This window comes from Agromyces salentinus (genome assembly GCF_009749395.1).
Lineage (GTDB): Bacteria > Actinomycetota > Actinomycetes > Actinomycetales > Microbacteriaceae > Agromyces > Agromyces salentinus.
Map to the genome: position 1 here is coordinate 148,132 of NZ_WBIR01000005.1, position 15,325 is coordinate 163,456.

Annotated in this window: 11 protein-coding genes; 4 read left to right on the forward strand and 7 right to left on the reverse strand. The window is 72.6% G+C overall.

Going from position 1 to position 15,325, the window contains the following annotated elements:
* Window positions 1-51: 51 nt before the first annotated feature.
* Together GQQ95_RS06510 and GQQ95_RS06515 are read left to right on the forward strand one after the other, a co-directional pair.
* Complete coding sequence (locus GQQ95_RS06510) at window positions 52-474, forward strand: MarR family winged helix-turn-helix transcriptional regulator (RefSeq protein ID WP_157426845.1); 423 nt, start codon at window positions 52-54, stop codon at window positions 472-474.
* A 5-nt stretch (window positions 475-479) separates the two neighbouring features.
* On the forward strand, window positions 480-2,015 hold the full coding sequence (locus GQQ95_RS06515) for an MFS transporter (protein ID WP_157426983.1): 1,536 nt from the start codon (window positions 480-482) through the stop codon (window positions 2,013-2,015).
* Between the two features lie 48 nt (window positions 2,016-2,063).
* On the opposite strand, the gene GQQ95_RS06520 is transcribed toward GQQ95_RS06515, so the two are convergent.
* Window positions 2,064-3,083 (reverse strand): LacI family DNA-binding transcriptional regulator, encoded by a 1,020-nt coding sequence (locus GQQ95_RS06520; protein WP_157426846.1) that lies wholly within the window; start codon window positions 3,081-3,083, stop codon window positions 2,064-2,066.
* A gap of 226 nt (window positions 3,084-3,309) precedes the next feature.
* Here GQQ95_RS06520 and GQQ95_RS06525 point away from each other — a divergent pair, with 226 nt between their 5' ends.
* Window positions 3,310-4,833: a high affinity choline transporter 1 gene (locus tag GQQ95_RS06525; protein ID WP_157426847.1), complete on the forward strand. Its 1,524-nt coding sequence runs from the start codon at window positions 3,310-3,312 to the stop codon at window positions 4,831-4,833.
* Window positions 4,834-4,938: 105 nt separating this feature from the next.
* On the opposite strand, the gene GQQ95_RS06530 is transcribed toward GQQ95_RS06525, so the two are convergent.
* The 6 genes from GQQ95_RS06530 to GQQ95_RS06555 all read right to left on the reverse strand — a co-directional run bounded on the left by GQQ95_RS06530 (window position 4,939) and on the right by GQQ95_RS06555 (window position 13,644).
* Complete coding sequence (locus tag GQQ95_RS06530) at window positions 4,939-5,562, reverse strand: TetR/AcrR family transcriptional regulator (protein WP_157426848.1); 624 nt, start codon at window positions 5,560-5,562, stop codon at window positions 4,939-4,941.
* 4 nt (window positions 5,563-5,566) lie between these two features.
* Complete coding sequence (locus GQQ95_RS06535) at window positions 5,567-7,240, reverse strand: allophanate hydrolase (protein WP_246205215.1); 1,674 nt, start codon at window positions 7,238-7,240, stop codon at window positions 5,567-5,569.
* The gene (gene uca, locus GQQ95_RS06540; protein WP_157426849.1) at window positions 7,237-10,935 is read right to left on the reverse strand and encodes an urea carboxylase; all 3,699 of its coding nucleotides are present in this window, start codon (window positions 10,933-10,935) and stop codon (window positions 7,237-7,239) included. The genes GQQ95_RS06535 and uca overlap by 4 nt, the downstream gene beginning before the upstream one ends.
* Complete coding sequence (locus tag GQQ95_RS06545; protein WP_157426850.1) at window positions 10,932-11,633, reverse strand: urea amidolyase associated protein UAAP2; 702 nt, start codon at window positions 11,631-11,633, stop codon at window positions 10,932-10,934. Before GQQ95_RS06545 ends, uca begins: the two co-directional genes overlap by 4 nt.
* A gap of 12 nt (window positions 11,634-11,645) precedes the next feature.
* Window positions 11,646-12,497: an urea amidolyase associated protein UAAP1 gene (locus GQQ95_RS06550; RefSeq protein WP_157426851.1), complete on the reverse strand. Its 852-nt coding sequence runs from the start codon at window positions 12,495-12,497 to the stop codon at window positions 11,646-11,648.
* 97 nt (window positions 12,498-12,594) lie between these two features.
* Window positions 12,595-13,644, reverse strand: a complete 1,050-nt coding sequence (locus GQQ95_RS06555; protein WP_157426852.1) for a LacI family DNA-binding transcriptional regulator — start codon at window positions 13,642-13,644, stop codon at window positions 12,595-12,597.
* Window positions 13,645-13,813: 169 nt separating this feature from the next.
* Between GQQ95_RS06555 and GQQ95_RS06560 the strand changes: the two genes are divergently transcribed.
* Window positions 13,814-15,304: a sugar ABC transporter ATP-binding protein gene (locus GQQ95_RS06560; protein WP_157426985.1), complete on the forward strand. Its 1,491-nt coding sequence runs from the start codon at window positions 13,814-13,816 to the stop codon at window positions 15,302-15,304.
* Window positions 15,305-15,325 lie beyond the last annotated feature (21 nt).

Here is a 15,325-nt window from a genome sequence, read left to right on the forward strand (position 1 = left end):
GATGCCTCCGGCAATATGCTTAGCATCACTAATGAGCTAGGCTAAGCATTCGTGACCACCATCTCCGAACAGGCCTCCCAGGTGCGGTTGGCGACCGTGCGGCTGGCCCGTCGCATCCGGGCGCAGAAGTCCGACGACCGCGTGACCGACGGCCAGATGACCGTGCTCATGCACCTCGCCAAGCACGGGTCGATGACCCTCTCCGAGCTCGCCGAGGCCGAGCGCATCAGCGCCCCCTCGATGAACCGCACGGTCGACTGCCTCGAGGTCGACGGCCACATCACCCGCACCCCCGACGAGGCCGACCGCCGCAAGACGAACATCACCCTCACCGCCTCCGGCGAGGGCGTCGTGAGCGCCACCGTCGGCGTGCGCAACGCCTGGCTCACCGAGCGCATGACCGACCTGACCGCCGCCGAGCGCGCGACCCTCGTGGCCGCCGCCGAGATCATGGGGAGGCTCGCCACCGCGTGAGTGCGATGTTCCGGTCCCTCTCGGGATTCAACTACCGCGTCTGGTTCATCGGCGCCCTCGTCTCGAACGTGGGCGGATGGATGCAGGCCACGACCCAGGACTGGGTCGTGCTCACCGAGCTCACCGACAACAACGCCGCCGCCGTCGGTGCGACCATGGCGCTGCAGTTCGGCCCGCAGCTCCTGCTCGTGCCGATCACCGGCGCGGTGATCGACCGATTCGACCGGCGCAAGGTGCTCATCGTCACCCAGTCGGTGCTCATGCTGCTCGCCGTCGGCCTCGGCCTGCTCCTGCTCGGCGGCCACGCGCAGCTCTGGCACGTCTACGGCTTCGCCCTCGCGCTCGGCATCACGAGCGCGTTCGACGCACCGGCCCGCCAGACCTTCGTCTCCGACCTCGTGAGCGGGCCGAACGCCTCGAACGCGGTGGCGCTGAACGCGGCCTCCTTCAACGCGGCCCGCCTCATCGGCCCCGCGGTCGCGGGCGGGCTCATCGTGCTCGTGGGGTCGGGCTGGGTCTTCATGATCAACGCCCTGACCTTCATCGCCATGATCGGCGCCCTGCTCGTGATGCGCCGGCGCGAGCTCATCGTGCATCCCCGCGCCGTGCGCGACGGCAACCCGCTCGTCCAGGGGTTCCGCTACGTCGGCGGCCGCTCCGACCTCGTCGTGGTGCTGGTCATCGTGTTCCTCGTCGGCGCCTTCTGCATGAACTTCCCGATCTTCTCCTCGACCATGGCGGTCATGTTCGGCAAGGGCGCGGGCGAGTACGGCATCCTCTCCTCCATCCTCGCGATCGGCTCGCTCACGGCCGCACTGCTCGCCGCCCGGCGCGAGCGGGCGCGACTCCGCGTCGTCTTCGCCAGCGCCGGCGCTCTCGGCGCCGCCTCGCTCATCGCCGCGTTCATGCCCACCTACGAGACCTTCGCCGCCTCGACCGTGCTCATCGGCTTCGCGACCGTGACGCTGCTCACGACCGCCAACGGGTACGTGCAGACCACCACGGATCCCGCGGTGCGCGGGCGCGTCATGGCGCTCTACGTGGCGATCCTCATGGGCGGCACGCTCATCGGCGCCCCCACCGTCGGCTGGGTCGCGGATGCCGCGGGCCCGCGCTGGGCGCTCGGCGTCGCGGCCGTCGCCGCATTCGTCGCGCTCGGCGTCGGCGTCGGCTGGCTCATGGTCGCCCGCGGGCTCCGCGTCGCGCGCATGCCGCAGCGGCGCTGGCGGTTCGGGCTCGCCTGGGCCGCATCCGCGGAGGCGATCGCCGACGGCGGCGGGGTTCCGGCACCCGCGACGGGCTCGCTCGCGACGGTCTCCGGCCGCAACGATCCCGCGGACTTCTCCGACGAGGTCGCGATGACCTCGCCGATCCGGCTGCCGAAGCTCCCCGGGCACCGAGCGGATGCCGCGGGGCGGGCGGGCGGGCATCCGTCTCCGGATGTCGCCGCGCCGCGCACCTCTCGCCCGTCGACGACGCATCCATCCGTCGATCCTCGCCCCACCGCCGACCGCGAAGGGCGGATATCGACGGATCGGTGACTCCCACGATCGCGCACCGGCGGGGGCGTCAGCGCGCGGCGGGAGGGCTCAGGCGCGAGTCGAGGCGCGCACCACGAGTTCGGGCTGGAAGACGACGTGCTCGTGCACGTGGTCGTCGGCGCCCGACGCCGCGGCCGCCGCCTCCTTCAGCAGCAGGTCGACCGCGGTGTAGCCGATGAGGGTCGCCGGCTGGCGGATCGAGCTGAGCGGCACCACGGCCGCCGCCGCGAAGTCGATGTCGTCGTAGCCGATGAGGGCGATCTCGTCGGGAACCCGCACGCCGCCCTGCATCGTCAGGGCCTGCAGCACGCCCATCGCGAGCAGGTCGTTGGCGGCGAAGATCGCATCCGGGCGATCGAATGCCTCGCGTTCGCGCAACGACTCCCCGGCTGCCCGCCCCTCGAGCACGGTGAGCGACTCGGTGGAGACCACCTCGAGCGCGGCATCCGCCACCTTGGCGACCGCCCGACGAGCGCCCTCCAGGCGGTCGGCGACCTGCTGCAGCCCCTCGGGTCCGCCGACGAAGGCGATGCGGCGACGCCCGGACTCGAGCAGGTGCGAGACCGCGAGCTCGCCCCCGACCACGTCGTCGACGGCGACCGACGAGAACGCGCGGTCGGGCGACTCCCGGTCGACGAGCACGACCGGCGTGCCGCGCTCGCGGAGCCGCGCGAGGCGGGGCATGTCGTCGGTCAGCGGCGAGATGAGCACGCCGTGCACGCGCTGCTCCTCGAAGAGGTCGAGGTAGGCGCCCTCGCGCGTCGTGTTCTCGTCGCTGTTGCCGAGCAGCACGGTCATGTGCTCCTCGGCGGCGCGATCCTCCGCGCCGCGGGCGACATCCGTGAAGAAGGGGTTGCGCACGTCGAGCACGACGAGGCCGATGCTGCGGCTGCGGCCGGCGCGGAGCTGGCGGGCGGCGTCGTTGCGCACGAAGCCGAGCCGCTCGATTGCGGCCTGGACCCGCTCGACGGTGGCCGGCGAGACGATCTCGGGCCGGTTCAGCACGTTCGAGACGGTACCGACCGAGACGGATGCCGCGAGCGCGACATCCTTCACACTGACAGCCACCGGGCGTCCCTCCGTTCGACGGCGCCGCTGCGACGGCGCCTCCGGACATGATGTCAGGAATCCATCGGAATGCGCCGGAAGCGATCGCCGGGAGGCCGCATGCGGGGTCGCGGGCCCTCGGTGAGTTCACAAGACCGATACATCCTCGAAAACCGGAGGGGTACCCGGGCCCGAGAGGATCGGTTTCTATCACCCGATAGAAACCTTCATCCCCTTTGGAGCCCCCATGATCATCCTCGGAGTGGGCATCACCGTCCTCGCCGTCCTCGGCGTCGGCATCATCGTCGCGAAGAAGGTCGACGGCGACAGCGAGAACTTCCTCGTGGCCGGACGACGACTCGGCGTGCCACTCGTCGCGGTCTCGCTGACCGCGGCCGCCGTCGACGCGAACGCCACCGTCGGCAACACCGACCTCACCGCCGACTTCGGGTTCTGGTCGGGAGCCTCGCTCGCGCTCGGCCTCGCGATCTGCCTCCTGCTGGCCGGCCTGTTCCTCGCCCGGCCGCTGAACGCGATGCGGCTCTACACACTCGGCGACTACTTCCGCGTCCGGTACGGGCGGCGCACCGAGGTGACGGCGAGCATCATCATGTCGTTCGCGTTCACCATCCTCCTCGCGGGCAACCTCGTCGCCTGCGGCTTCCTCATGGAGCGGTTCGCGAACATCCCCTATGCGTGGGGCATCGTGCTCGTCGCCGTGCTCGTCGTCGCGTACACCATCGCCGGCGGACTCTTCTCCGACGCCTACACCGCCGCGATCCAGACGACGATCACCATCGTCGCCGCCCTGGCGCTGCTCGGCTGGACCGCCCTCTCGTTCGGCATCGTCATCCCAGAGGGGCGAGGCCCGTTCGACCTCGGACAGCTCACCGACCCGGCCCAGGGGGCCGCGATCAACTGGGCGACCCTCGTCGCACTCGGCATCGGCGACCTCGTGGCCATCGACTTCATGCAGCGCATCTTCGGGGCGCGTTCGCCCGAGGTGGCGCGACGGTCGTGCTTCACGGCGGCCGCGCTCACCGCCGGCATCGGCACGATCTTCGCCCTCGTCGCCCTCACGGCCTCGGCGGTGCTCGGGCTCACCGCCGCCGACGGCCCCGTGCTGTACCAACTCCTCGACGGCTGGGCGCCCCCGCTGATCTCGATCCTCGTGCTCTCGGGCATCGTCGCGGCATCCTTCTCGACCGCGTCGGGTGCGATCCTCGCGACCTCGGCCGTCATCGTCCGCAACATCTTCAAGCTGCGCCGCACGACCATCCAGGGTGCACGGGACCCGCTGCTGACCTGGACCCGCCTCGCGATGATCCCCATCGTCGTCATCGGCGGGTTCGTCGCGATCAACGTCAGCCAGACCGGCGTGCTGCTGACCCTCGCGTTCGACCTCATGCTGGCCTGCCTCGCCGCGCCCTTCATCGCGGGCGTCTTCTGGCGGCGCCCGGGCCGGGTCGCGACCCTCGTGTCGGCGGCGCTCGGCCTCGTCGTTCGCCTGACGCTGCTCGTGCTGCAGCCGACGATCTACGGCGTGCCGAACGACATCCTCTACATCCCGAACGACCTCGTGACCGCCGACCTCGACGGCTGGGTGACGCTCATCGCCTTCGGCGTCAGCCTCGCCGCGTTCTTCCTCCTCAGCTGGCTGAGCCCGCGGACCGAGGATGAGCTCGCCGACGAGCTCGAGGCGATCGAATCGCTGCGCGCCGAGCAGGCCGAGGCGCCGCGCGGGCGGGACGAGGTCCCCGTGCCGGCCTGAGCCGGAATCGCAGGGCGGCCGCAGGCCGCAGCCGCAGGCCGCAGCCGCAGGCCGCAGCCGCAGGGGCGGGCCCGGACGAGCATGCGTCCGGGCCCGCCGTCGTGCTCACGCGCGGGCGAGCACCCTCGCGACATCCGCCTCGGTCGCACGCGCCACCCGAAGGCACGCCTCGCCGATGCGCTCGGGCAGGGAGTCCGGCACCTCGCCGTCACGCCGCAGCGGGATCACGAGCTCGACGAGCTGCATGCAGCAGGCTCCCGCGAAGGCCGGTTCCTGGGCCGGGTCGATGCGATGCGCGAGCGCGCCGTACACGGCGGCGAGCTCGGCGCGTGCACGGCGGAACGGCGCGAACGCCTCCGCCGCGACCTCGGGGGCGAGGTACATCGTGCCGATGTTGTGCGGCTCGTCGAGGAGCGTGGTGACGTCGGCACGGGCGAGGTCGTAGAGCGCGGCGACCGGGTCGGCGGCGTCGAGGCAGTCGGCCGCACGCTCGAGGGTCGGGGCCACCGACGGCTCCAGGAGCGCGAGCAGGATGTCCTCCTTGCCCGCGAAGTGGTAGTACATGCTCGCCTGCCGCATGCCCGCGCGCTCGGCGATGCGTCGTGTGCTCGTGCCGGCGTAGCCGAGCTCGGCGAACAGCGATGCGGCGGCGTCGAGGATCTCGGTGCGGGGGTCGACCTCGGGCCGGCCTGGGGTGATCCGCGGCCGCCCGACGGTCGATGATGCCATGCCCCTATTGTGCCTGCAGCTCCAGGTAGCGACACCATCCGCCGAACCGCGTGATGTCGGCAGCGCCGTCGACGGCGACGTGCTCGGCGTGGAAGCCCGCGACCGACGACCCGTCCTCGAGCCGCACCCGTCCGATGGTCATCGGCTGCGGAAGCCCCGCGACGAACGCCCCGAACCCGGAGGCCGGGAGGGTCCAGACCTCTCCGTCGATCGCCTCGCCGCCCTGACCGACCCGGCGGAGGCCCGGCTTCGGCGGCACCGTGTCGAGCGCGTGGAGGCGGTACTCGGGCGCCGTGTGCACGCGGGCCTTCAGCCTTCCGCCCGCGGCGACGAGCTGGTGGTTGAGCGGCTGGCCCTCCAGGTGCGCCCCGACGACGAGCAGGTCGAGCGGCGCATCCGCGATCAGGCGGGCGAGCTCGGCGAGCCGGCGGTCGCTTCCGGCGGGGCCGGTCAGCATCACGCCGTACGGCACGCCGTCGACGGCGCCCGCGGGCACCGCGAGCGAGGCGTAGTCGAGCAGGTTCGCGAAGTTCGTGAACCGCCCCATCCGGGCGTTGGCGCCCACCGGGTCCGCCGCGACCTCGGTGAGCGTCGGATGCCACGTGGTGGTCGGGGTGAGCAGGGCCGCGGTACCCGCGAGCCGCGCGGCGCCCTCGAGCCCGAGCCGGGCGAGCCGCTCGCGGTCGCGGAACACGTCGACCGCACTGCTCGCGTCGCCGCCCAGGACGATCTTCGCCACCGTCGGGTCGAGGTCGGAGCCCACGAGCTCCGGATGCTCGCGGATGAAGTCGCCGACCGCGGCGGTGCGCTCCGCGACGAAGGAGCCGCCGTACAGCAGGGCGGCCGCCTCGAGCAGCGGGGCGATGTCGACCTCCACGATCTCGACGCCGGAGCGGGCGAGTCGATCGACGACGCCGGCGAACTCCTCGGCCCAGCCGTCGGCGAGCCCCTCGAGGTGCTCGGGCGTCGGGATCGCGATGCGCGGCGACGCCTCGACCCCCGGCAGGACGGGACGCGGGCGGGCGAGCGGGTCGACCCCGTCGGGTCCCTCCATGAGCTCGGCGGCACGTCGCGCGAGGCGGAGGTCCCGCCCGAAGACGGTCACGACGTCGATCGACCGGCAGGCGGGCACGACCCCGGTCGCCGGGATCAGGCCGACGCTCGGCTTCACGCCGTAGATGCCGTTCAGGGCCGCGGGCACGCGACCGGATCCCGCGGTGTCGGTGCCGAGCGCGAGGTCCACGAAGCCGAGGGCGACCGCGACTGCCGATCCCGAGCTCGAGCCCCCCGAGATGCGATCGGGGCGCCACGCGTTGCGCACCGCGCCGAACGGGCTGCGGGTGCCGACGAGTCCGGTCGCGAACTGGTCGAGGTTGGTCTTGCCGACCACGACGGCGCCCGCCTCCCGCAGCCGGGCGACGGCCGTGGCATCCGCTTCGGGGTCGTAGGCGTACGCCGCGCTGCCGGCGGTCGTGGGCAGGCCCGCGACGTCGATGTTGTCCTTCACCGCCACGAGCACGCCCGCGAGCGCCAGCGGTTCGCCGGCGGCACGACGCGCGTCGACGAGCTCGGCCTCCTCCGCGACATCCGCCTCGGGCCGGAGGGTGATCCAGACCTCGGGCCGGTCCGCGGCGGCAATGCGACGGTACGCCTCGCGCACCCGCCCTGCGGCGCTCACGAGCCCGCCCCGACCGCGGCGGCGAACTCGGTGGGCGGCGATACCGGCGAGGGCGGGGCGCCGGGTCGCACGGCGGCGAGCACCTGGCCCGCGGCGACCTGGTCCCCCGGCTTCACGTAGACCTCGACGACGACCCCCGAGGTCGGCGCGAGCACCTCGTTCTCCATCTTCATCGCCTCGAGCACGAGCAGCCGGTCGTCGGCCTCCGCCGAGGCGCCCGCCTCCACGTCGACCCGCCAGACGCTCGCCGCGAAGGGCGCCGTCACCGGCATGCAGCCCTCGGGCACGGGCGTCTCGGCCGCGACGGCGACCGGCTCGTCGTAGACGCGATCGAACTCGCCGGCCTGCCGCCAGCGCTCCTTCTCCTCGTCGAACGCGCGACGCTGCGTCGACTGGAACCGGGCGATCGATTCCTGCTCCCGCGCCAGGAACGCCTCGTACTCGGCGAGCGAGAAGCTGCCCTCCTCGGTGCGGAACGACCCGCGGCCCGCGTCGACCTCCGCGCGCAGCTCGAGCAGCTCCTCGGCCGACACGGGATACCACCTGATGCGGTCGAACGGGCGCAGCGCCCACGGGTTCTCCTCGATCAGGCCGCCACGTCGGAACGTGTTCCAGATCTGCACCGTGCGACCGACGAACTGGTATCCGCCGGGGCCCTCCATGCCGTAGATGCACATGTAGGCGCCGCCGATGCCGACCGAGTTCTCGGCCGTCCACGTGCGGGCGGGGTTGTACTTCGTGGTCACGAGCCGGTGACGCGGGTCGACGGGCGTCGCGACCGGGGCGCCGAGGTAGACGTCGCCGAGGCCGAGCACGAGGTAGTCCGCGTCGAAGACGATGCGCTGGACCTCCTCGACGCTGTCGAGCCCGTTCACGCGGCGGATGAACTCGATGTTCCACGGCGTCCACGGGGCGTCGTCGCGGACGCTCGACATGTACCGCTCGATCGCGACCCTGGTCGCGGGGTCGTCCCACGAGAGGGGCAGGTGCACGATGCGCGACGGCACCACGAGCTCGCTCGTGGCGGGCAGCGCGGCCTCGATCCGCTGGAGCTCGTCGAGCAGGGTCGACGCGCGCAGCACCTGCGGGTCGGTCTGCACCTGGAGCGAGCGGATGCCGGCGGTGATGTCGCGCACCCCCGGGATGGCCCGGGCGACGACGGCCTCCTCGAGGGCGTGGACGCGCATGCGCAGGCCCAGGTCGAGCACGTTCTCGCCGTACTCGACGAGGATGTTCGCGACGCCGTCGCGGCGGTACGTGACGGACGGCGCCAGCACGACGTCATCGACGACGACGGGCTCTCGGCGTGCGAGCACGCCGTCGTCGCCGTCACCAGCGGCCCGGCCGTGCTCGAGGTCGGGCTGGAACCGGTGGGCCTCGTCGTCGCGCACCGGCGCGAACCGCACGGTGTCGCCCGGGCGCAGTTGCCCGACCTTCCAGAACTCGCCGCTCGCGACGACCGCGGGGCAGACGAACCCGCCGAGGCTCGGCCCGTCGGGACCGAGGATGATCGGGGTGTCGCCCGTGAAGTCGAGCGCGCCGATCGCATAGGCGGTGTCGTGGATGTTGGAGGGGTGCAGGCCGGCCTCGCCGCCGTCCTCCCGGGCCCAGGCCGGCTTCGGGCCGCGCAGGCGCACGCCGGTGCGGGCCGACTGCACGTCGACCTCGTAGACGGCGAGGTACAGCTCGTCGATGTCGGCGCGCGTGAAGTACTCGGGAGCGGCGTGCGGGCCCTCGGTCACGCCGATGACCCACTCGTGCGTCAGCCGCGGGCGGCGGGCCTCGGGCGTCTCGCCGCCGACCGCCGCCCCGCCGCCGACCGCCGCCCAGCCGCCGACCGCCGCCTCGCCGGGCACTGCCGTCCGCGACGCGGCGCCGGGACGGAGGACGTCCCCCGCGACGAGGGCGCGCCCGCCGTGCCCGCCGAACCCGCCGAGCGTGAAGGTCGATGCGCTGCCGAGGTACTCGGGGACGTCGAGTCCGCCCCGCACCGCGAGGTAGGCGCGCATGCCGACGGTGGTCGCGCCGATCGCGAGCACGCCCCCGGCCGGGACGGCGATCGGGGCCCACTGGTCGACGGGCGATCCGTCGAGGGTGACGGCGGCCTCCGCGCCGGTGACGGAGACGAGCGTCGCATCCGAGAAGCGCAGGCGAGGGCCGGACATCGTGATCTCGAGCGCCGGCGCCTCCGCCGGGTTGCCGACGGCGAGGTTCGCCTCCCGGAACGAGACGGCGTCCATCGGGCCCGACGGCGGCACGCCGACCTTCCAGTGGCCGATGCGGCCGGGCAGGTCCTGGACCGTGGTCATGAGCCCCGGTGCCAGCACGTCGATGCGGGCATCCGGGTCCTGGGGGTCGCCCAGGGTGCCGGTGTCATGGCGGACCGCGCGCACCGTCGGGTCGTCGCAGAGCGCGCGGAGCATGCCGAGCCCGGTCACGATGCCGTCGACGCGGGTCGCCGCGAGCGCCTCGCCGAGCCGGTCGAGCGCGGCGTCGCGGTCGTCGGCGTGCGCGATCACCTTCGCGAGCATCGGGTCGTAGTCGGGCGTGACGCGAAGGCCCGTCTCGATCCACGAGTCGACGCGGATCCCCTCGCCCTCGGGGAACTCGGCCCGGGTCACGAGTCCCGGCGAGGGTGCGAAGCCGCGCGCGGGATCCTCCGCGTAGACGCGCGCCTCGAGCGCGTGGCCCACCGGCACCTGCTCCTCGAAGAGGCCGTCCTCCAGCGAGGCCGCCCCGTCGCGCGCGAGGCGCAGCATGAGGGCGACGAGGTCGATGCCGAAGACCGCCTCGGTCACGGGGTGCTCGACCTGCAGGCGCGTGTTCATCTCGAGGAACGAGACCTCGCCGCGCTCGGCGTCATAGATGAACTCCACCGTGCCCGCCGAACGGTAGCCGACGGTCGCGGCGAGCCGCCGGGCGGAGTCGTGCAGCTCTCGGCGCACGGCATCGCTGAGCCCAGGGGCGGGCGCCTCCTCGATGACCTTCTGGTTGCGGCGCTGGAGCGAGCAGTCGCGGTCGCCGAACACCGCGACCCGGCCCTCGCCGTCGCCGAAGACCTGCACCTCGACATGCCGGGCCCGGGTCACGAGCCGCTCGAGGAAGACGCCGCCCGAGCCGAAGCTGCGCGCCGCCATGGACGCGACGGCGACATAGCCCTCGCGCACGTCGTCGACGGTGCGGCAGACGCGCATGCCGATGCCGCCGCCGCCGCTCGTCGCCTTGAGCATGACGGGCAGGCCGATGCGCTGCGCCTCGGCGATGGCCTCCTCCGCGGAGCCGAGCAGGCCCGTGCCGGGCAGCAGGGGCACCTCGGCCGCCTCCGCCCGCTCCCGAGCTGTGTGCTTGAGGCCGAACGTCTCGATCTGCTCGGGCGTCGGGCCGATCCAGGTGAGCCCCGCGGCCTCGACCGCTCGGGCCGCCTCCACGTTCTCGGAGAGGAAGCCGTAGCCCGGGTGGATCGCTCCTGCGCCGGTCGCGATGGCCGCTTCGACGATGGCCTCGATGCGGAGGTATGACTCGGCGGCCGGGGCCGGCCCGAGCCGCACGGCGACGTCCGCCTCGCGGACATGGGGCGCCGCACGGTCGGCGTCGGAGTAGACCGCGACCGTGCGCAGTCCCAGCTCCTTCGCCGAGCGGATGATGCGGCGGGCGATCTCGCCGCGGTTGGCGACGAGGACGGTGTCGAAGGTCATCGTGCGGCTCGTTCCGGACGGGTGACGATCGCGCGGAGCGGCGTCACGTTGAAGTCGTTGCAGGGGTTGTTCATCTGGGGGCAGTTGGAGATCACGACGATCACGTCGCGCTCCGCCCGGCACGCGACCCGGCGCCCGGGCGCGCTCATCCCGTCGACGATGCCGAGCGCGCCGTCGGCCTCGACCGGCACGTTCATGAACCAGTTGAGGTTCGAGACGAGGTCGCGGGCGGTGAGCCCCCATCGCTCGCCCTCGTGGAGGAAGTTCTCGCGGCAGGCGTGCTGGTACGCGGTGTGATGCCCGTAGCGGAGCGTGTTCGACTCCTTGCTGCACGCGCCGCCGATGGTGTCCTGGCGGTCGATCTCGTTGCCGACGACCGTCATCAGCGGCTCCCCGAGGTTCGAGCGCAGCACGGTGCCGGTCGACACGTACGCGTTGCCCTGCCAGGCGAGGGTGTCGGGTGCGCTGTAGCGCTCCGAGGTGTCCTCCGCGGCGAAGATCAGGCAGTCGCCCGATTGGTTGCCGCCGACGTCGACGAGCGTGAACACGTCGCCGGCGCGCACGATCGCCGACCAGGAGGCGCGGGGTGCGATGTCGTCGTCGAGGATGATCCGGCCGGCGACGAACGGCTCGGACCGGTCGAGCACGGAGCCCGCCGCGAAGATCGGCCGCGGCGGGACGGTGGTGGTGAAGGCCATGACGGATTCCTCTCAGAGCCCGGCGAGCTCGGCGTACGCGATGGTGTTGAGGTAGGCCCGCTCGCGTTCAGGGCTCGCCGCGAAGCGCGGGTCGTCGCTGTCCGTCGCGCGGCTCCGCCACGCGTGGACGCGCAGTGGGCCGGCGACGTAGTCGGTGCGGGGATCCAGCGGATGCGGCGCGTTCGCGATGAGCACGATGAGCGGCAGTTCGGCGACCAGGTCGACGTGGGTTCCCGCGCCGGCGGAGCCGATCCAGTCGAGCGTCCCGTCCGCGGCGACCCGCACGCCCTTGAAGAAGGAGGCCGCCGGCGGGATGTCCCGTCGCGTGAGCCCGTGCTTGGCCGCGGCCATGCGGAGGAGCGCGTGGCCCGACGGCGTCGGGCCCTCGGGCGTCGCGTCGCCGAACCGGCGGACGTTCCATGCATCGCCGGAGGCGCCGCAGAGCGCGTCATGCCGGCCCGACGTGTCCTCCACGATGGTCGCGAGCACGCGTCCGTCGCCGGAGAGCAGCGGATGCCCCGCGCCGAGGTAGGCCTGCCACGGGATCTTCTGCGTGTCGGCCACGTTCAGGCGCTCGGCGGTGTTCAGCGAGCTGAGCACGACGACGCTCGCCGAGGCGTCGCCGTCGAGGTCCTCGAGGCGGATGCGCGTGCCGCGGGCGACGCGCAGGTGGGTGTAGCCCCCAGGGGCGACCGTCTCCGACCAGAGCAGCGCGGCCGGGTCGACGCCGACCGGGGGCGTCGGGGTCGAGGCGGCCGGCAGGTCGGGCATCCAGGGCGAGCGGGTGCCGCGGGCGCGGGCGTCGGAGCGCGCGGCGCCGACGCTGTCCAGCGTCGCCATCCGTGCCGTGCTGTCGATGGTCATCGGCCGACCTCCGTATTTCTGTCGTTTGACAGAAATCAGACCAGCGGCGCGTTTCGCCGGTGTTTCCGGAACGAAACAACCGCGCGCGAGTTCGGCGTCAGCGGCCGTGCCGCCCCGGATTCGCCGCCGCGACACCAGTCGGCGCGGTCGAGCGGCGGACGACGAGCTCCGGCAGGAACACGGTCTGCCGAGGGATGAGGTCGGGGTCCGCGGTCTCCTCGAGGAGGATCCGCAGCGCCGTCCGACCGATCATGCGGCTGGGCTGGCGCATCGAGGAGAGCGGCACGGCGGCGGCCGCCGCGAAGGGGATGTCGTCGAACCCGATGATCGCGATCTCGTCGGGCACGAGCATCCGTCCCTCGACGATGAGCGCCTGGAGCAGGCCGAGCGCGACGAGGTCGTTCGCCGCGACGAGGGCGTCGGGTCGTTCGCCGCGCGGGCGGGCCAGGATGCGGGCGCCGGCGGCGACCCCGGCGGCCACCGTGGTCGCCTCGGTCGCGACGACCTCGACCTCGACCGGCGCGACGGCGTTCTCGGCGGCGACGCGGGCGCCGGCCAGGCGGTCGCGCACCTGCTGGATCTCGAACGGCCCGCCCACGAAGGCGATGCGGCGCCGGCCGGAGTCGATGAGGTGCTCGACGGCCATGCGCCCGCCGGCGACGCTGTCGACCGAGACCGAGCTGAACCGGCCGTCGCCGCTGAAGCGGTCGACGAGCACGGCTGGGATGCCGCGCGCCCGCAGGCGCTCGAGGCGGGAGTGGATGTCGCCGTAGGGCGAGATGAGCACTCCCCGCACCTGCTGCTCCTCGAAGAGGTCCAGGTACATCCGCTCACGGGCGACATCCTCGTCGGTGTTGCCGTAGAGGATCGCGAGGTTGTGGCTGCTGGCCTCGTCCTCGGCACCGCGCACGACGTCGGTGAAGAACGGGTTCTGCCCGTCGAGCACGACGAACCCGACGGTGGTGCTCACGCCTGCGCGCAGCTTGCGGGCGGCGTCGTTGCGCACATACCCGAGTTCCTCGATGGCGCGGTTGACCCGCTCGACCGAGTCGGGCGAGACCTCGCCGGGACGATTGAGCACGTTGGACACCGTGCCCACCGACACGCCGGCATGCTCGGCGACGTCGCGGATGCGCACCCCAGCCATTGCAGCTCCCTCGCCGATGTCGTGTCCGGTCGTGTACCCGGCGGACTTGACCGCCGATGAAACGTTCCATACAGTAGCCCCTGAATCGTACATGAATCGATTCATCCAGATTCACCTCGATGAGGAGGCCATCGTGCAGACGGACCCGCCGCAGACGCCGGCGCCGCCCATGCTTGAGCTCTCGAGGGTCGTCAAGTCCTTCGGTCCGGTGGTCGCCCTCCGGTCGGGGAGCCTGCGACTCCAGTCCGGCTCGATCCACGCGCTCGTGGGCGAGAACGGCGCGGGCAAGTCGACGCTCGTGAAGATCGTCGCCGGGCTCTACCGCCGCGACGCGGGCGAGTTCCGCCTCCGCGGCGAGGAGGTCGACTTCACCTCGACGGCCCAGTCCAAGGCCGCCGGCATCGCCGTGATCTACCAGGAGCCCACGCTCTTCCCCGACCTCACGGTGACCGAGAACATCTTCATGGGCCGCCAGCCCGTGAACCGCTTCGGCCGGATCGATCGCAAGGCCATGCGCCGCGAGGCGGAGGAGCTCTTCCAGCGCCTCGGCGTGCGCATCGACCCCGACCGGCCCGCCGAGGGCCTGTCGATCGCCGACCAGCAGGTCATCGAGATCGCGAAGGCCGTCTCGCTCGACGCCCGCGTGCTCATCATGGACGAGCCGACCGCCGCGCTCTCGGGCGTCGAGGTCGACCGGCTCTTCGCCGTCGCCCGCAGCCTCCGCGACGAGGGCCGGGCCCTCCTGTTCATCTCGCACCGCTTCGACGAGATCTTCGCCCTCTGCGACACCGTGACCGTCATGCGCGACGGCGCCTACGTCGCGACCACGCCCATCGCCGAGACGACCGTCGACGAGATGGTGCGCCAGATGGTCGGCCGCGACGTGACCGAGCTCTTCCCGAAGACCCCGGCCGAGATCGGCGAGCCGCTCCTCGAGGTCGAGGGCCTCACCCGCGCCGGCGTCTTCCACGACATCTCCTTCTCGGTGCGCGCCGGCGAGATCGTCGGCCTCGCCGGGCTCGTCGGCGCCGGCCGCAGCGAGGTCGCCCGCGCCGTGTTCGGCGTCGACCCCTACGAGTCCGGCTCGGTGCGCATCGGCGGCAAGGGCCTCCCGAAGCGCCGCCCCGACGCCGCGATCCGCGAGGGCCTCGCGCTCGTGCCCGAGGACCGCCGCAAGCAGGGACTCGTGCTCGAGTCATCCGTCTCCCGGAACGTCTCGCTCGTCATCCGCGGGCAGCTGGCCAAGGCCGGCATCATCACGAACGGCTTCGAGAACCGGGCGGCGAAGGTCTGGGCCAGCCGCCTCGAGGTCAAGACGAACGCGCTCAGCACGATCGCCGGCACGCTCTCGGGCGGCAACCAGCAGAAGGTCGTGCTCGGCAAGTGGCTCGCGACCGAGCCGACCGTGCTCATCATCGACGAGCCCACGCGCGGCATCGACGTCGGCACGAAGGCCGAGGTCCACCGCCTCCTCTCGGAGCTCGCGGGCCGCGGCATGGGCATCCTCATGATCTCGTCCGAACTGCCCGAGGTGCTCGGCATGGCCGACCGCGTGCTCGTGATGCGCGAGGGGCGCATCACCGCCGAGATCGACCGAGCGGATGCCACCAGCGAGAACGTCATGTTCGCCGCAACCCACGCGACCGGAGCCCACTCGTGACCTCTTCCGCCCCCGCACCCG